The following is a 17046-nucleotide window of genomic DNA, read 5'->3' as shown; positions in this document are numbered from 1 at the left end:
AACTTATAAATGTTCATATGGGATTTTGCTGCTGACACTGTCCTCGGACATATTATGGACTGGATCTATGCTCAGATAATCGGCTTTCTTGGTGAATTCTTCGCTATGATGGGCAACATGGGAGCCGAGCTGTTCGAGATGAGCTGGGTGCAGGCCATCGTGCTGTTCTTCTCCTATCTTGCATGGGCGCTTTATGGGACGGGGCTTGTAGTTTCCGCCTTTGAATGCGGTATTGAATACCAAAGCGGCAGGGGCAGCATCAAGGATACAGCTTTAAATGCCATCAAAGGCTTTATGGCTGTCAGCCTGTTTACCATTGTGCCGGTGGAACTGTACAAGCTGGCGATTACCCTGCAGGGCGCCTTCACATCCGGCATCACAGGACTTGCGGCGGCAGACAGCAGCATCAGCACCATGGCTGCCGCTGCCCTTGCCAGCATAGGCGATGTCTTAGTCAGTCCCATTATGGGGATATTCTGTTTGATCCTCATGGGCTATGCGGTAATCAAAGTGTTTTTTGCCAACCTCAAGAGAGGGGGAATTCTGCTCATCCAGATTGCCGTGGGCAGCTTGTATATGTTCAGTGTCCCCAGAGGATATATAGACGGATTCGTATCATGGTGCAAACAGGTGGTGGGCTTATGCCTGACCGCATTTTTGCAGGCGACCATCCTCATTGCAGGGCTCATGGTGTTTAACAGCAACATGCTTCTAGGCCTTGGCCTTATGCTTGCAGCTTCAGAGATACCACGGATTGCCGGGCAGTTCGGGCTTGACACCAGCACCAGGGGCAACCTCATGAGTACCATGTATGCGGCGCAGACTGCGATGAACATTACGCGCACAGTGGTAAGGGCGGTGGCAAAATGACGGATACGAAGCTGGTCTATATTTGTTCTCCCTATGCCGGAGATATTGAATATAACACCAAAAGGGCAATAGCATACTGCCGCTATGCCGCAGACTGTGGCGTAATTCCCCTGGCTCCACATTTGCTGCTGACGAGATTTCTCTGTGAATCAAATCCAGCAGAACGAGAGCTGGGAATCAAAATGGGGCTTAAGCTTCTTGCCTTATGCTCTGAGCTGTGGGTGTTCGGTGATAGGATATCCGAGGGTATGCGGCGTGAAATTCAGGAAGCCGAAAGGCTCGGGATTAAAATTATTTTTCAAGATTCAAATAAAATTCAGGGAGTGATGAACATGAAGCGATGGGGAATTTGGGCAAAGCGCAGTGCTGCCTCTATCTTCGGCGCTGCTGAAGATTGGCTGAAATCGGAAGGAAAGGTGCAAATCTTTGATACTTATGAGGAAGCTGCCGAGAAAGCAAGCACACTTATGAAAAACATTGGCACGGCAAATGTCTCCTACTATCCCAAGGAAATAGAAATTGAACTAAATGAAGATCAATCCTCTGGCATAAACATGAAGCTATAAGGAGGGGCAGAGTATGTATATTTACCCGGATAATTTAAAATCCAAGGCGGTACTCTGGCTGTGGCAGCTTCGGGATATCGGCATCATCGGCATCGGATGTCTTGTTTCTGTGTTTGCGCTCGTACAGCTCGGCATTCTGCTTCCGATAGTGGCAACTGCCCTCTATGCCTTTTTAACCATCCGTTTTGAGGACACCTCTATCCTCGATTTTATCAAGTATGCCTGTGCCTTTTTTATAACCAAACAGCAGTTATATGAATGGAAACTTCAACCCGCTGTCCATTCAGAACCGAATAGAAAGCAGGTGGACAAATGAGCAGAAAAGAAAAAAAGACAGCCAAACAAAAGCTCTCCACACGGCAGCTCATAAACACAAAGGCCATCACTGACTACAGCCTTTTGACTTACGGCCATGGCGAACTGGTATATTTTATCATCAAGCCGACCAACATCTCGGTTCTGTCGGAAGCCAGTATCGCCGCCCGAATCTATGCTCTTATGACTGTTCTGAAAGGCATGGCTGAGATTGAAATGCTGTGTCTTAACAGCCGTGAAAATTTTGAGGACAACAAGCGTTTTTTACGAAACCGCATTGAACAGGAGGATAACCCCACTGTCCGAAAGATTTTGGAGGCAGACTTGACCTTCCTTGACCGCATACAGGTGCAGATGGCGACCGCCCGTGAATTCCTCATTGTTATCCGGTTGCGGGATGAAAAACCGAACGAGGTATTCCCGTATTTAAACCGTATTGAAAAAACTCTGCGAGAGCAGGGCTTTTCCGTTAAAAGGGCCGAAAAAGAGGACATCAAAAGAATCCTCGCCGTGTACTTTGAGCAGAACGTGACTACCGAAAAATTCGAAGACTTCGATGGTGAAAGATGGGTGATTTTTGGTGACTAAATGGAAGTTTTTGTGGTATAATTAAATGATAAATACAATGAAAATAGGTGAATAAAGATGGACATATACAGATTACTTGACTTATATAAGGCTGCCATAGATGAGCGCAGACCCTTCGAGGGTGAGGTGCTGACACAACTTAAAGAATACTATCGTATCGGACTCACTTGGTCATCCAATGCTCTTGAGGGAAATACCCTTACGGAAAGTGAAACCAAAGTGCTGCTTGAGGATGGATTGACTGTTGGCGGTAAACCCTTGCGTTATACCTTTGAGGCAATCGGTCATGCCAAAGCCTATGATTTCATGTTCACCCTGCTTAAAAATAGAACCATCACGGAAAGAGATGTTCTGACAATGCATCAAATGTTTTATGAGAATATAGAGAAAGAATATGCCGGAAGATACCGTGACATGGATGTTTTCATCAGCGGCTCCAGATATCCTGTGGCAGAAACAAAACGCATACAGGAAGAAATGGATGGACTTTTTCAGTGGATTGCAACCGAAAGAGACAAGTTTCATCCGGTAGTGTTTGCAGCACAGCTCCATAAAAGATTTGTCTTCATTCATCCGTTTAAAGACGGAAATGGCAGAATTGCCAGGCTCATTATGAACACCGCACTGATACAGGATGGATATCTTTTGGCTGTAATTCCTCCGGTGCTTAGACATGAATACATTGAACTTCTTGAAAAAGCCCATAGAGATGATAAACCCTTTGTACAGTTTATTGCAGAGCGGGTTATTGAATCCCAAAAGGAAGTCATGCGGCTTTTGCACATACCAATTCCAAAGCTGGACAGCGGCATGGGTATGCAGCTATAGCATAGATATATCAAATTATGAGGAAATTCCACCGGATGACGATGGACAAAAAGACCAGCAAGAAAAAACAGCAGGGCAGCAACTAACGTAATATATTCATTATAAATGCCAAGCGAAAATCGTTTGGTGTTTTATTTTTGCCTTTTTTAAGGCTGCAGCCATGTTCTCTATCCCTATTAATGAAGGGTGAGGCTGCTCTTTATCTATTTTCTCCTATGGACTTCCGCTGCTTCTTCGTTTATTGTGTGTGCTGAGGTGATTAGGATGGCAGTTGTACAGGATATTTGTGGGAGGCTTGCCCTAAAAATTCAGGCAGGTCTTTTTTATTTTTTTTCGAGGAGAGGAGATGATGCAATGCCAAAAGCAAATCGAATGAATACTGCCGTGGCGCAGGAGGACGTGCGCATACAGGAATTTCTTGATATGATCGCACCGTCGGTAATCAAATTCAACACCGACCACTTCATCTGCGGCAATACCTACCGCTGTGTGTGGGCGCTTCGCGAGTACCCCACAGCCACGGAGGAACAGGCAATCCTGCGCCACCTTGGGGAAAAGGACGGCGTCACTTTAAAGATTTACGCTCGTCACGTCACCCCTGTTGAGGAAAAGAAGATCATTAGCAATGCCTCCAACAAGAACCGCATGAAGCGGAGCAACACCAATGACCTCCAGCAGACCGTCACCGCTGAGAGCAATCTGCAGGATGTAGCCTCCATCGTAGCCAGCATGCACCGGAACAAAGAACCGCTGCTCCATGCCGCCGTCTACATTGAGCTTTTAGCATACGACCTTGAGCAGTTAAAGCTGCTGCAGACCGAGGTGCTGACCGAACTGATTCGCTCTAAGCTCAACGTTGACCGCCTCATGCTCCGCCAGCAGCAGGGCTTTATATGCGTGATGCCTTCGGGTTGGAATGTGTTCGGAGATCAGTTTGAGCGGGTACTGCCGGCCTCCTCCGTTGCCAACCTTTATCCTTTTAACTACTCCGGCAAGACCGATGCCAACGGCTTCTACCTGGGCAGGGACAAGTTCGGCAGCAACATTCTTGTGGATTTTAATAAACGTGCCGATGACAAGACCAATGCCAACATTCTCATTCTTGGCAACTCAGGACAAGGAAAGTCCTACCTCCTGAAGCTCATCCTATGCAACATGCGGCAGTCCGGCATGCATGTACTGGCGCTTGATCCGGAGATGGAGTACGAGGAACTAACCAACAGCCTTGGCGGCTGCTTTATTGACTTAATGTCCGGCGAATATATCATCAATGTGCTGGAACCGAAAACATGGGATGAAAACGGCGACCCCAGGGATGCTGAAGCTCCCCAGGCGTTCCGGCAGACCTCCAAACTCAGCCAGCACATCAGCTTTCTCAAGGACTTTTTCAGAACCTACAAGGATTTTGACGACCGGCAGATCGATACCATTGAAATCATGCTGGGGAAGCTGTATGAGCAATGGGGCATCACGGACCACAGCAGCTTTGACCGGCTTAAATCCACCGATTATCCCATCTTGTCCAACCTGTATGAGCTGATTGAAAACGAATACAAAACCTTTGATGAAAGCAAACGCCAGCTCTATACCGCAGAAATCCTGCAGCAAATCTGCCTTGGACTCCACTCCCTATGCAAGGGTGCGGAGTCTAAATTTTTTAACGGGCATACCAACATCACCAGCAGCCATTTCATCACCTTCGGTGTGAAAGGACTGCTGCAGGCAAGCAAAAATATCCGCAACGCCCTGCTGTTTAACGTGCTGTCCTTCATGTCCAACGAGCTTTTAACCAAGGGCAATACGGTAGCAAGCATCGATGAGTTTTACCTGTTTCTTACCAACCTCACAGCGGTTGAGTATATCCGCAACTTTATGAAGCGTGTCCGCAAGAAGGACAGCGCCGTGATCCTTGCCAGCCAGAACCTGGAGGATTTCAATATTGACGGCATCCGGGAGTATACCAAGCCTTTGTTTTCCATACCGACTCATGCCTTCCTCTTTAATGCCGGAAACATTGATGCCAAATTCTACATCGATACCCTGCAGCTGGAGCAGAGCGAATATAACCTGATCCGCTACCCGCAGCGCGGTGTGTGTCTCTACAAATGCGGCAACGAGAGGTATAACCTCATGGTGCAGGCTCCGGAGCATAAAGCACGACTGTTCGGAAGTGCTGGCGGCCGGTAAGGAGGCTGGCCGATGAAAACCCAACGCTTTGGAATTGAAATCGAAATGACAGGACTCTCCAGGCAGAGGGCCGCACAGGTTCTATCGGAGTATTTCGGCACACGCCTGTCCCATGACGGAGGTGCTTATGACACATATTCCGTGCTGGACAGCCAAAACCGCAGATGGAAAATCGTGAGCGATGCCAGTATTTCTACAGAATGCAAACGAGGCAGCGCCGATTCCACTTACCGCGTGGAACTGGTCAGTCCCATTTGCAAATACGAGGATATTGAAACCATACAGGAGATTGTGCGGAAGCTCCGGGCTGCCGGAGCCATTGCCAATGCAAGCTGCGGCATCCATGTTCATGTGGATGCTTCGCCCCACAATGCCAACACTCTGCGCAATATCACCAACATCATGGCCAGCAAGGAGGACTTGATCTATAAGGCGCTGCAGGTTAATGTGGCAAGAGAGCGGAGCTACTGCAAAAAGGTGGAGCAAAGTTTTTTAGAAGAACTCAACCGTAAAAAGCCGAAAACCTTGGAGGATGTCAGCTGGATCTGGTACAACGGCAATGACGGCAGGCATCAGCATTACCACAACAGCCGGTACCACTGCCTCAATCTCCACAGTGTGTTTCAAAAAGGCACGATCGAGTTCAGGCTGTTTAACGGCACCACCCACGCCGGAAAGATCAAAGCATATATTCAGCTCTGTCTCGCCATCAGCCACCAGGCACTCACCCAGCGCTGCGCCAGCCGGGCCAAAACTCAAAGCACCAATGAAAAATATACCTTCCGCACCTGGCTTCTCAGACTCGGCTTAATCGGCGATGAATTCAAGACCGCACGGCTTCATTTGCTGGAGCATCTGGACGGCTGCATCGCCTGGAAAGACCCCCAGCAGGCCGAGCGGCAAAAGGAACGATTAAAGCAGAAGAAGGAAAAGGAACAGGCACAGGCAGCCGCAGCTTTGGAAGAACAAAATCAAGAGGACATCGAACAGACCGAGGCCGAAGAATGCCCCGGTCTTTCTATGTCCATGTAGGAGGACTGAGCAAACATGAAAAGCAAAACCTTGTACATTGCGTACGGAAGCAATCTCAACCTGCAGCAGATGGCATTTAGATGCCCCACTGCCAAGGTAATCGGGGCAAGTAAAATCAAGGATTATGAGCTGCTGTTCCGTGGCGGTCGCAGAGGTTCGGTAGCAACGGTAGAACCGCTCAAGGGCAGCCATGTTCCTGTTCTTTTATGGGAACTGAAAGAAAAAGACCTGCAGGCCCTTGACCGTTATGAGGGGTATCCCCATTTTTACCGCAAGGAAATCCTCGATGTCGAGCTTAACGGCAAGACCATTTCTGCGATGGTTTATATCATGAATGACGGACATCCCTTCGGATCTCCGTCCGATTACTATCTCAATGCCATCATGGAGGGCTACAAAAGCGCAGGATTTGATACCGAGTACCTGGAGCAGGCGGTGGAAAAATCCATCCGGCTGGCTGAGGAACAGCAGCCCGAACAGGAAAATCTGTTTGACCTGAAATGGTGGTGATGGTTATGGCTGCTCCGGCTACCATTACCCTCGCTGTTAAAGCGGCGGTCGAGGCGGCAGCCGACAGGCGGACATGGAGAGTCCTTGGCGTCCTCATCGCTGCCATTCTTACACCGTTGATTCTGGCCATCGTGATGATCGTGAGCCTGCTCTCCGCCACAGCAGATCATAACAATGCAGCCATAGACCTGTGCTTTAATGGCGGTGCGATTTCTTCCCAAATGCCGGAGGATTACGCCGCCTATATCCGGGATATGCAGGACAGCTTCGCTGAGCTTGACACCGCCATCTCCGGTATATCATCACGGGTGGAGGACGGCAGTGTCGACAGCACAAGGGTTAAGGCAATTTTCTATTCTCTGTTCTTCGGCGCTGAAAATATACAGATGGATAGCTCGGACTACCGTGCCTTTATCGACTGCTTTGTCCGTTATGAAACCCGCACCCGAACCGTGGACAATGGCGATGGCGCAACCTCGGAGGAAGAATACACCGTAGCTGTACCGCTTAAATCACTGCCGGAAATTTACGGAAACCTTCAGAGCACCCTCGGTAGGAAAATCACTTATGAGGAACAGGCCAACGCCTCGGAGATTTACCACCACATATTGTACGGCGGCAGTGTCCCCACCTATGGAGAAGAATTCGATGCTTGGGTAAACGGACTGCCGCTGTCCGATGCACCCTTTACCGGCGTGGACGGTTTCTGTTCTCCCCTCGGTGAAAACTGGCGCAGCATGGTTACCTCGGAATTTGGCTACAGAACCGATCCCTTCACCGGCCAGCGCAGAGGACACTCCGGACTGGACATGGGCGCGCCCAAAGGCACACCGATCCATGCAGCCCTTGATGGAACGGTGATGTTTGTACGCTATAAGAACACAGGCTACGGCTATCATCTGGCCATTGACCACGGCGGCGGTTTCGTCACTATATACGCCCATTGCTCCAAAATCCTTGTCACTGAGGGGCAGACCGTGAAGGCGGGCGACATCATCGCACAGGTCGGTTCCACAGGCCGAAGCACCGGAGAGCACTTGCACTTTGAGGTACGAGTGAACGGTGAAAAGCAAAACCCAAGAAACTATCTGCCGTAAGCAAAGTGAAAAACAATGCCGTGGATTAGAAAAATGGGTAGCTTCCGATGGCGAGACTTCCTGTTAGAATAAACCTATAACCTTCGTAATTCTGTCTAAGCTTATTAAAAGTGTGGTATAATGAAACAAATATTGTAAAAAAGGAGGAATGCGCTTGGATCAATATAACCGGGTTGTTGAACTGTGGCAGTCATACAAAATTGCATCCGCCGCTGATTTAGATAAATACCTTGACAGCTTCCGCATCCTGTTTGCGTTTCATTCCGGAAAGATAGAAAACGAGGAAATCACCTATCATGATACAAGGGAAATCTTTGAAAACGGCAGGGTTGTAGACTATACCGGAAGTCCCCGTGCCCTATTTGAACAGCAAAATCAAAAGCTGTGCTATGAGTTTTTGAAAGAAAAAATCGTGAAAAAGGAGCCTCTCAGCATAGAGTTGGTTAAGGAAATTCACAAGGTTCTCACCAGCGGGACATACGATGAGCGCAGGTATATTGAAAATGAGGAGCGGCCAGGTGAATTTAAAAAACACGATTATGTAACCGGCGTCCATGAGGTGGGCGCCGCTGCGGAAGATGTGGAAAACGACCTGACGGAACTGATTGCCGAAATAAATGAGTATGAGAGAAAGGATGTCTTAAAAGCCGCCGCCTATTTTCATGCAAGGTTTGAGTATATCCATCCCTTCGCAGACGGAAATGGACGTGTCGGCAGGACGCTCATGAATTACTATCTCATGACACATAACCACCCTCCTCTCATTGTTTATAACGAGGATAAGCGGATGTATTACGAGTGCCTGCAAAAGTATGATGAAGCCGAGGACTTAAATCCCCTTTATGAGTTTCTCAAATATGAAACCGAAAAAACATGGGAAAAGGCCTTGGCTTTTGCCAATGGCGTGAAGCAGGAACGCAAAGGCTTGTCGGATTTTACCCAGGGCATGTAGCCAACAGAATAATTTAGAAGCGAAAGTCATCTCGAAAAGGGATGGCTTTTTTGTTTGCCAAGGAGGGAAAAAATGTTAAGGACCAAAGCCATCTTTGAAAGAAAGACCAATGATTTTCAGCCCAGGGACTGCGTTATTGAAAAAATAATTGAGCTTACTTCTCAGGAATACGATGCGTTTTCCAAGAATATGCTGGACGACTATGACTTTATCCGGAACAACATTGATCTCATGTACTGCGATAGGGAAGGCGTATATCATTGTCTCCTAGTGGTTGGTGAGGACAGGCCGGACGGTATACTTGAGAAAGCGAGGGAAGCAGTTACGCCCGCTACGCTGCTTTCCTGCCCAACGCCTGTGATTTTCTTGCTGCGCATCAGGAGCAAACTCAAGGGCTTCATGATGCAAAGTCGGAGCCGGAATCTACCGGTATGAAAATGAATTTATAGGAGGAAAAGAGCCATGAGAGAAACCGAACTGAAGATACTGTTCCCCACGGAGAAGCTGGATGCACTCCGTTTTTTTATGGGCAAAAAGGAGCTGACTGTTGAGCAGGAGCTAAAGGATTACCTTGATAAAACCTATGAAAAAGTTGTTCCGGTACACGTCCGAGAATATGTGGAAAGCAAGCTTGACCAAGCATCGCTGCAAGAGGAAACGTCTGAACAGAGAGCTCAGGAGCAGCAGCCGGAGCCACAAAGGGAACGCCAGTCAAGACAAACCCGCCGCCAGCGTGAGCAGGCGGTGGCTGAATCAGCATCATTATCTCCGCAAGCCAGACAGCCGGAGCCGCCGGAAGAACCGGAAGAATCCCAGGGCATGAGCATGAGTATGTAAAAATCAAAAAAGAAAAAGGTGGTGCTAATTTCAATGATCAAGCTTGGTGTGGACAACGGAAACTACAACACCAAATCCTCGGAAGGGATGCTCTATGCCTCCGGATACACTGCAAGCGACAAGGAATTCATCACGCCGGACATGCAGCTCTTCTACGAGGGCAGGTATTACGCCGTCGGCGAGCGTCGCATGCGGTTCCAGCAGGACAAGACCAGAGAGCCGGATACCTTTATCCTGACGCTGCCGGCTATCGCTGACGCAATGAAGCGCGTAGGAACCACAAGCGCGGAAATCGCCCTTGGCGTGGGTCTGCCCATTGGCAGCTACGGGACGCAGAAGGAGGCATTTCGGCGATATTTTCTGCGTGACAATGTTTCGTTCTTGTTCGAGGGAACGTCTTACCGATGCCGCATCGCCGAGTGCAAGGTGTTCGCGCAGGGTCATGCGGCGCTGTGCCGGTATTATCCGCAGCTGAAGGATTACCGAAGCATCACGCTGGTGGATATCGGCGGGTATACGGTGGATATCCTCACACTCCATGACTTCCGGCTGGACAGATCGAGCTGCGCCAGCCTGCGCATGGGAACCATTACCCTCTACAGCCGGATTCAGGATACGCTCCAGCGCAATGACATCCTCCTGTCGGACGAACTTATCACCGACGCGATCCGCGGGGATATCCAGCACGCCGACAGCAAATTGATCCATGTTGTGGTGGAGCAGGCTGTGGCGGCTTACTGCAAGGAACTGCTCAATGCGCTCCGGGAGCGCGGACTTGACCTGCGGCTCCCCACGGTGTTCGCGGGCGGTGGTGCGGAACTGCTCGAACTCATGCTGCGCAGGAGCGACCTCAATACTGTGGCGGTGCTGAACCGGTTCGCCAATGCGGACGGCTACAAGCTCCTGATGGGGTGAGCCTATGTCCGGGCGAAAACGATATTATCTCTCCTTCGATATGGACAACCCAAGGCATCGGGGAGCCGAGGCACTGCTTGCGCGGCAGGCCAGCAGGCAGCGCACCGAGTATGTGGTCAACAGCATCCTGACGGCACATCAGACGGAAAGCCTGGAGAAGGTTGTCCGGCAGGTGGTCAGGGACGAGTTGCGAAATGCCGCGCTGCAACTGCAAACCAAGCTGCCGGGGGAAACGGATGATGGTGTTCGGCTGTCCGATCTCCCCGGCAGCCTGATCCATGCGCTGGAGGAATTGTAACCATGTTGGCTCATTTTCCCGCTGTCATTGTGATGGTGGATCAGGAAAGTACACCAACATGGCTTACTTTTTCCTGCGATACAAAAATTATATAAAGGAGTGAACCACTATGAGAAAAGCAACGATCCAAATCCAATACGATGCCGAGAAGCTTCGCGCCATCCGCCAGTACATGGGCAAAAATGACGCCGCCCTTGACAATGAACTGGAAGATGTGATGCAAAAGCTCTACGAAAAGCATGTCCCAGCGCCTGTCCGTGAGTACATTGAAAGCCGGGATTCCAGGGTGCAGGAAAAGCCGAAAAGACCGTTCCGGCCTTCCTCTACGGCTGCTGCCAATAATGATGCGAACACTACCGTGTAAATAGGATACAAAAAGCCGCATATTTGGCGGCTGTGTGCCCTTGTGTGGCCTTTTCAGGGGGAGGGTGGCGTCTATTATATACCTGTCGGCAGTTTTCCGCCCCTTTTTGGGGCTTGTTGAGAGCATAAAGAAGACGGCAGCAGGCATGGCTTATCCTTGCAGGGGTGGACCATGGGGTCGAAAACGGTGCAGGTTAAAGAGGGGTGGTCGCAGGCGACCTCCCCTCGAATCACATCAGCCCGCAATGCGGACTGAAAGGCTTTAAGACAGGTGCACCTAAATAGGGCTGCGGTTACCTCGCGGGTGGTCGGAAATCCGGGTTTTTCCCGCATGCAAAGGCTTTTGCAGGTACACCTCACAGGTGGTTGCCGAATATATGAATGGAATCAAGACAAGGAACGGAGGTGGTTGAGAGTGGCAGAGGAGAATAAAAAGAGAATTCCCCTGTGGCTGTATCCTGAAACCATAAAAAAGACAGACGAGCTTTTCCCGAAGGATAACTGCAAAAGCCGGAGCGAGTTTATAGAAAAGGCCATTCACTTTTACAGCGGATATATCACATCCGGTGAAAACAACAAATATCTTCCCAGTGCAATTACTTCCACCCTTTCCGGTATTGTTGAAAGCTCTGAGAACCGTATTGCACGGCTGCTTTTCAAGCTGGCGGTGGAGATGTCCATGATGATGAATGTCCTTGCGTCTACCGCCGAGATCGATGAAACCCTGCTGCAAAAGCTCCGTGGGAAATGCATCAACGATGTAAAAAAGACCATCGGCTCCGTCACCTTTGAGGAGGCAGTGAAATATCAAAAGGGTAAGTAAGGTGATATGCTATGCCCAGGATCATATTCAAATGCCGGTACTTAAAAAATGCACCCAAAGCACATTTGGCCAATCTGGTAGAATATGTGGCCACCCGTGAGGGAGTCGAAAAAATTGATGACAGTTTCAGAACTCTTCCTGCAACAAAAAATCAGCAGCAGCTAATTTCTGAAATCCTGAAAATGCTGCCAGATACTGCTGACATATTCGAGTACGAGGACTATCTGAAAAAACCTACCAGGGAAAATGCATCGGAGTTTATTTCTATTGCTCTTGAAAACAATCTCGATCTGATCGGCAAAAAGAAAAACTTTGTAGACTACATCGCCAATCGTCCGAGAGTTGAAAAGTTCGGCAGCCACGGACTCTTTACGGATGAAGGTGTACCTGTTGTACTATCAAAAGTTGCTGATGAAGTATCAAACCATTCCGGAAATGTGTGGACAAATATTGTATCCCTCCGGCGCGAAGATGCAGAGAGGCTGGGATATGACTGCGCAAAACCGTGGCAGGATTTGATCCGGGCACAACGGAATATCATTGCGGAAAATATGAAGATCGCTCCGGAAAATTTGCGATGGTATGCTGCTTTTCACAATGAGAGCCATCACCCGCACATCCACCTGATTGCTTACTCCATCAATCCCAAAGAAGCCTATGTCACAAAGCAAGGGATAGAAAACATGCGGGGAAGTCTTGCACGGGAAATCTTCCGCCAGGACTTGATGCAGATTTATGAGAAGCAGACTGAACGACGCAATGCTCTGAATAGACAGAGCCGTGAGGCCATGCAGGACATCATTGCTCAAATTCGTGCAGGGGTATGTGAGAATAAAAATATAGAGGAATTGATTGCACACCTTGCTGAAAAGCTCAAGCATACTTCCGGCAAGAAGCAATACGGTTATCTGAAGGCTCCCCTCAAGGCACTCGTTAATCAGATTGTCGATGAGCTTGCAAAGGATGAAAGAGTAACAGAGCTTTACAGCAGCTGGTACGAAATGCGTAATGAAGTTTTAAGCACCTATGTTGACAAGCTGCCGCCGCCTCTTCCGCTTTCACAGCAGAAAGAATTCAAGAGCATTAAAAACATGGTGATTGCCGAAGCGTTAAATATCGGCAGTCACCATTTCACTTTTGAGCCGGACGAGGAACAGAATATATCAATAGAAGATGATGGTGATATTACTGCTGCCACCACATATTTTGAGAAATCTGCAAAGCTCGGAAATGTCAACGCACAGTATATGCTCGAAAGGATTTATCTTGAATCGGACAGCGAGCATGAAAATGTAGAAAAGGCATTGCAGTGGCTGGGGAAAGCTGCGGACAACGGGAATGCTCTCGCACAGTATGCAATGGCGAAGCTGTACCTTACAGGAAACCATCTAGAGAAAGATGCCGTAAAGGCTGTGGAACTGTTCACCAAATCTGCAGAACAAGGCAATCAGTATGCGCAATATGCCCTCGGCAAACTGTATCTTTTGGGGCATGATGTCAGGCAGGATAAGGAAACAGCGTTGCATTGGCTGTCGGCAGCTGCAGCACAGGGAAATATCTATGCAAAGTATTTGCTGGAACGCATGGATTCCTTCAAAGACCCATCCATACTCCTTGCAGCAACACGCTTGATGCATCACTTGGGCAACATCTTTAGAGAGGAGTATCAGAAAGCTTTTGGCAATCCTCTCATCCAGGTTGACCGAAAGCTTCGCAAAAAAATCATGGAGAAAAAACTGGCGCAAGGTCATGCATATAACGACCATGCGCCGCATCAAAGCTATTAGAGCAGCGGTATAATGTCAAGCCCCTAAGTCAACATAATATTTTCGATACGCTGCTATCTGTGGGGGGTGCACCGAAAAAAGGCAATAAGAAACTAACCCCTTTTCCAACGCGAGTAATAATATGTAAATAATGTCAGAAAAGGGAAATAGAGACGTTGTCAGGTTTAGTCTTTTTGAAGAATCCCTCCTTTGGGTTCGTAAAGTCGGTTAGTTCGCAGCAGATAATCGACCAACCGCACCAGTTTACGAGCTGTAAGCGCAAGGGCACGTTTATCGGCATAAACCTTCTGTTCCGCTTTCTTTTTGGCATAATACTCGGCAAAAACAGGGTCGTGCACCCTGACACTGTTCGCCGCTTCGATGAGATAGTATTTGAGATAGCGGTTACCGGAACGGATTAGCCGGGTTTGGGAAGCTTTAAAATCCCCGGATTGGTTCTCCGTCCAAGCAAGTCCGGCAAACTTGGCGACTTGTGGATGATTTTTAAACTGGCGAATATCACCGATTTCAGCCAGGATACCGGAAGCAAAGATAGGGCCAATGCCAGGTACGGAATCCAGGGTTTGAGGTATTGCCTTGAGATGATCCTCAATGGCCTTCTTTAAAGACTTTAACTGCTCTTGAATAACGCGAATAACACGGATACTGGAGGCCATAGCCAGATTAATGGAATCAGCGACGGACTGGGGCAGCCGGTAGGAAGAACGTGCGGCTTTTTGCAGAGCCTTGGCTACGGCTTGGGGGTCATCAAAGCGGTTTTTACCGTGCATCACCAAAAAATCTACCAGCTTGTCCAAGGGAATATCAGCAATCTCTTCCACCGACTCAAACTCTTCCATGACCGCCAGAGAAGTGGCAGACAATTTGTTGGTAAAAGGTACAACAGTATAGTCACTGAACTTCAGATAAAGGTTGGTCATAAGGAAGTTGCTCTCCCGCGTCAGGTCCTGGATTAAATGGAAACGAGCCCGTGTCAGGCGTTGCAGTGCCAGGAGCGGCTCGCTCCAGGTAAAGGGAAAGGGAAGATGACCGGCGCGAAGTTTTGCGGCGATGAACCAGGCGTCAATCCTGTCGTTCTTAGGGGCATCCAGATAATGAGATTTCTTAAACTCCTTGATCAAACTGGGATTGAACATATACACCTTAACGTCTTTACAATGGAAGTCCAGGTGACGTTGAAGGTACATAGCCGCATGGGTAGAGTAACAGCCGGTATGCTCCAGTCCGAATAAGACCTGCTCGAATCCGTGCTTATGGATTAAGCTGGTGATATGTTCCTGAAACTCCATAATACCGGGACGGTTATTGGAAACGCTAAAGCGGCTTAAAGCTTTCTTTTCCTCGTCCCTGGTTAAACAGCATACTACATTGTTTTTACTGCTTACATCAATCCCAACAAATAAGGGAGAAGGCATAAAGTCTCACCTCCTTTCGTTTGAGGATAAAGATACCTACGGTCCTGGGATGTCCCCGGGAAACCCATGCACGACAGCCTTGCGAGCTATTGGAATACACCGGAGAACATCGGTGCACGAGCCTTCCTCTGCTGGGCGGAAGGGATGATCGACCGGGAGACAGTCAGCGTGTTGGTCTACAACATGGGGCCAGGGGAACACTCTAAACCTGGAAGACTCCCTCATTAAAGGGGCAACGGGAGGAATAGGAACATTCCCTTGGTAGGCATCTACCTAAGGCTATTTTCCCAAAGACATCCCAGGATCGTAAACATCTATTACGATAAATTTACCAAAGAACAAAAAACTAAAGAGCAACTGCAAATCTGGTTTATGTGAACCAAATTCTTAGCTGCTCTTAGTATACAAGGAGGAATTCCCATGAAGAAGAACTACCTACAGAAAAAAGAAAAGATCCCCGTCTGTTATATATTCTCAAGACTGAAGCCACCTGTGAAAAGGGTGGCTTATTTTCGCAGGTCGGGCAAGCGGAAACGCTGACAAAGGAGGATCGCTATGGCAGAGTACGTACATTTTACCGATGAGCAGAAACAGCGTGCAAACTCCGTTGACCTTGTGGACTTTCTCAGACGGCAGGGAGAGCAGCTCATACGCTCCGGCAGGGAGTGGCGGTGGAAGCGTCATGATAGTGTGACAATCCGGGGCAACCGGTGGTTCCGCCACAGCGCCGGGCAAGGTGGTCTGGCCATTGATTTTGTGCAGGAATTTTATGGCCTCTCATTCCCTGATGCAGTGACACTGCTGCTGGGCGGCGAACAGGGTATGGCGTTTAGACAAAGTGATAAAAAGGTGCCGGAAGCAGAACGAAAAGAATTCATACTGCCGGAGGCCGCAGATAATATGCGCCGGGTATATGCTTACCTTTTGAAGCAGAGATATATTGACCGGGATGTCCTCACCCACTTTGTCAGAGAGAAAAAAATATATGAGGACAAGGAATATCACAATGTTGTTTTTGTAGGCTATGATGAAAACGGTACTGCCCGGCATGCACATAAAAGGGGAACCTATTCCAACGCTGCTGGTTACCGTGGCAATGTGGAAGGCTCCGATCCAAAATACAGTTTCAATTACATTGGTACAAGCAGTATTCTTTATGTATTTGAAGCTCCCATCGACATGCTGTCATTTATCACCCTGCATAAGAACGGCTGGCAGCAGCACAGCTATGTAGCGCTGGACGGTGTGGCTGAACATGCCATGCTTCATGTGCTGTCAAAAAATATGCACATTAAAAATGTGGTATTGTGCCTCGACCATGATCCTGCCGGTATAGAAGCTTCCAGGCGATTTACAGACATATTGCATGAAAAAGGATACGCCTACATTTCATATTTACAGCCCGCATGCAAGGATTGGAATGAGGACTTGAAAGCGCAGCATGGCATAACACCGATTCCGGCAAAACCGCATCCGAAGCTTGAAGCCTGCAAAGAGCTGTGCGGAGAGATTCGTTACTTGTGTAGCCATATCAAATCCGTGAAAAATCCCCATGAAATGCTGATGGAGCACTATGAAAAAGCAGTGCCCCTCATGCAGTCATCAAGATCAACCGATAGACAAAAAGCTGTCCTGATGGAACAGCTGCTAAGCATGGCGGTAT

At 48.6% G+C, this 17046-nt stretch carries 19 protein-coding genes; 18 read left to right on the top strand and 1 reads right to left on the bottom strand.

Going from position 1 to position 17046, the window contains the following annotated elements:
* Positions 1-9 precede the first annotated feature (9 nt).
* The 17 genes from BUB67_RS12585 to mobP3 all read left to right on the top strand — a co-directional run bounded on the left by BUB67_RS12585 (position 10) and on the right by mobP3 (position 13968).
* A complete protein-coding gene (locus tag BUB67_RS12585) occupies positions 10-870 on the top strand; it encodes a conjugal transfer protein TrbL family protein (protein WP_073239775.1) in 861 nt (286 codons plus the stop codon).
* Positions 867-1436, top strand: coding sequence for a DUF7768 domain-containing protein (locus BUB67_RS12580; RefSeq protein WP_073239774.1), 570 nt, complete (start codon positions 867-869; stop codon positions 1434-1436). Before BUB67_RS12585 ends, BUB67_RS12580 begins: the two co-directional genes overlap by 4 nt.
* A gap of 13 nt (positions 1437-1449) precedes the next feature.
* Positions 1450-1752, top strand: a complete 303-nt coding sequence (locus BUB67_RS12575) for a hypothetical protein (protein WP_073239773.1) — start codon at positions 1450-1452, stop codon at positions 1750-1752.
* A complete protein-coding gene (locus BUB67_RS12570; protein WP_073239772.1) occupies positions 1749-2339 on the top strand; it encodes a hypothetical protein in 591 nt (196 codons plus the stop codon). Before BUB67_RS12575 ends, BUB67_RS12570 begins: the two co-directional genes overlap by 4 nt.
* A 57-nt stretch (positions 2340-2396) precedes the next feature.
* Positions 2397-3167 carry a Fic family protein gene (locus tag BUB67_RS12565; RefSeq protein ID WP_073239771.1) on the top strand — a complete coding sequence of 257 codons (771 nt, stop codon included), beginning with the start codon at positions 2397-2399 and terminating at the stop codon, positions 3165-3167.
* 354 nt (positions 3168-3521) lie between these two features.
* Positions 3522-5354, top strand: a complete 1833-nt coding sequence (locus BUB67_RS12560) for a VirB4 family type IV secretion system protein (protein WP_073239770.1) — start codon at positions 3522-3524, stop codon at positions 5352-5354.
* A 12-nt stretch (positions 5355-5366) separates the two neighbouring features.
* The gene (locus BUB67_RS12555; protein ID WP_073239769.1) at positions 5367-6386 is read left to right on the top strand and encodes an amidoligase family protein; all 1020 of its coding nucleotides are present in this window, start codon (positions 5367-5369) and stop codon (positions 6384-6386) included.
* 15 nt (positions 6387-6401) lie between these two features.
* On the top strand, positions 6402-6896 hold the full coding sequence (locus BUB67_RS12550; RefSeq protein ID WP_073239768.1) for a gamma-glutamylcyclotransferase family protein: 495 nt from the start codon (positions 6402-6404) through the stop codon (positions 6894-6896).
* 5 nt (positions 6897-6901) lie between these two features.
* Positions 6902-7993: a M23 family metallopeptidase gene (locus BUB67_RS12545; protein ID WP_073239767.1), complete on the top strand. Its 1092-nt coding sequence runs from the start codon at positions 6902-6904 to the stop codon at positions 7991-7993.
* A 154-nt stretch (positions 7994-8147) separates the two neighbouring features.
* Positions 8148-8945, top strand: a complete 798-nt coding sequence (locus BUB67_RS12540) for a Fic family protein (RefSeq protein ID WP_073239766.1) — start codon at positions 8148-8150, stop codon at positions 8943-8945.
* 72 nt (positions 8946-9017) lie between these two features.
* Entirely contained in the window at positions 9018-9380 is a 363-nt protein-coding gene (locus tag BUB67_RS12535; RefSeq protein WP_073239765.1) for a hypothetical protein, read from the top strand.
* A 27-nt stretch (positions 9381-9407) separates the two neighbouring features.
* A complete protein-coding gene (locus tag BUB67_RS12530) occupies positions 9408-9782 on the top strand; it encodes a DUF6103 family protein (protein ID WP_073239764.1) in 375 nt (124 codons plus the stop codon).
* A gap of 33 nt (positions 9783-9815) precedes the next feature.
* Entirely contained in the window at positions 9816-10697 is an 882-nt protein-coding gene (locus tag BUB67_RS12525) for a ParM/StbA family protein (RefSeq protein ID WP_073239763.1), read from the top strand.
* 4 nt (positions 10698-10701) lie between these two features.
* Positions 10702-10995: a plasmid segregation centromere-binding protein ParR gene (locus BUB67_RS12520; RefSeq protein WP_073239762.1), complete on the top strand. Its 294-nt coding sequence runs from the start codon at positions 10702-10704 to the stop codon at positions 10993-10995.
* A gap of 109 nt (positions 10996-11104) precedes the next feature.
* Entirely contained in the window at positions 11105-11359 is a 255-nt protein-coding gene (locus BUB67_RS12515) for a DUF6103 family protein (protein WP_073239761.1), read from the top strand.
* A gap of 414 nt (positions 11360-11773) precedes the next feature.
* Positions 11774-12181, top strand: coding sequence for a hypothetical protein (locus BUB67_RS12510; protein WP_028308203.1), 408 nt, complete (start codon positions 11774-11776; stop codon positions 12179-12181).
* 11 nt (positions 12182-12192) lie between these two features.
* Entirely contained in the window at positions 12193-13968 is a 1776-nt protein-coding gene (mobP3, locus tag BUB67_RS12505) for a MobP3 family relaxase (protein WP_073239760.1), read from the top strand.
* A 164-nt stretch (positions 13969-14132) separates the two neighbouring features.
* On the opposite strand, the gene BUB67_RS12500 is transcribed toward mobP3, so the two are convergent.
* On the bottom strand, positions 14133-15383 hold the full coding sequence (locus BUB67_RS12500; RefSeq protein WP_073239759.1) for an IS110 family RNA-guided transposase: 1251 nt from the start codon (positions 15381-15383) through the stop codon (positions 14133-14135).
* A 555-nt stretch (positions 15384-15938) separates the two neighbouring features.
* On the opposite strand from BUB67_RS12500, the gene BUB67_RS12495 reads away from it, so the two are divergent.
* The coding region (locus BUB67_RS12495; RefSeq protein WP_073239758.1) for a DUF3991 domain-containing protein at positions 15939-17046 on the top strand (1108 nt) is incomplete at its 3' end.

The organism is Desulforamulus putei DSM 12395, from assembly GCF_900129195.1.
Lineage (GTDB): Bacteria > Bacillota > Desulfotomaculia > Desulfotomaculales > Desulfotomaculaceae > Desulfotomaculum > Desulfotomaculum putei.
The sequence above is the reverse complement of the archived record's forward strand: the minus strand, read 5'-3'. Positions and strand labels throughout refer to the sequence as shown.

Excerpts from the sequence above, each read along its gene's own strand:
- BUB67_RS12500 (WP_073239759.1), bottom strand. The coding sequence starts at position 15,383 with ATGCCTTCTCCCTTATTTGTTGGGATTGATGTAAGCAGTAAAAACAAT.
- BUB67_RS12565 (WP_073239771.1), top strand. The coding sequence starts at position 2,397 with ATGGACATATACAGATTACTTGACTTATATAAGGCTGCCATAGATGAG.
- BUB67_RS12525 (WP_073239763.1), top strand. The coding sequence starts at position 9,816 with ATGATCAAGCTTGGTGTGGACAACGGAAACTACAACACCAAATCCTCG.
- BUB67_RS12560 (WP_073239770.1), top strand. The coding sequence starts at position 3,522 with ATGCCAAAAGCAAATCGAATGAATACTGCCGTGGCGCAGGAGGACGTG.
- BUB67_RS12520 (WP_073239762.1), top strand. The coding sequence starts at position 10,702 with ATGTCCGGGCGAAAACGATATTATCTCTCCTTCGATATGGACAACCCA.
- BUB67_RS12580 (WP_073239774.1), top strand. The coding sequence starts at position 867 with ATGACGGATACGAAGCTGGTCTATATTTGTTCTCCCTATGCCGGAGAT.
- BUB67_RS12515 (WP_073239761.1), top strand. The coding sequence starts at position 11,105 with ATGAGAAAAGCAACGATCCAAATCCAATACGATGCCGAGAAGCTTCGC.
- BUB67_RS12585 (WP_073239775.1), top strand. The coding sequence starts at position 10 with ATGTTCATATGGGATTTTGCTGCTGACACTGTCCTCGGACATATTATG.
- BUB67_RS12555 (WP_073239769.1), top strand. The coding sequence starts at position 5,367 with ATGAAAACCCAACGCTTTGGAATTGAAATCGAAATGACAGGACTCTCC.
- mobP3 (WP_073239760.1), top strand. The coding sequence starts at position 12,193 with ATGCCCAGGATCATATTCAAATGCCGGTACTTAAAAAATGCACCCAAA.
- BUB67_RS12530 (WP_073239764.1), top strand. The coding sequence starts at position 9,408 with ATGAGAGAAACCGAACTGAAGATACTGTTCCCCACGGAGAAGCTGGAT.
- BUB67_RS12550 (WP_073239768.1), top strand. The coding sequence starts at position 6,402 with ATGAAAAGCAAAACCTTGTACATTGCGTACGGAAGCAATCTCAACCTG.
- BUB67_RS12570 (WP_073239772.1), top strand. The coding sequence starts at position 1,749 with ATGAGCAGAAAAGAAAAAAAGACAGCCAAACAAAAGCTCTCCACACGG.
- BUB67_RS12575 (WP_073239773.1), top strand. The coding sequence starts at position 1,450 with ATGTATATTTACCCGGATAATTTAAAATCCAAGGCGGTACTCTGGCTG.
- BUB67_RS12545 (WP_073239767.1), top strand. The coding sequence starts at position 6,902 with ATGGCTGCTCCGGCTACCATTACCCTCGCTGTTAAAGCGGCGGTCGAG.
- BUB67_RS12535 (WP_073239765.1), top strand. The coding sequence starts at position 9,018 with ATGTTAAGGACCAAAGCCATCTTTGAAAGAAAGACCAATGATTTTCAG.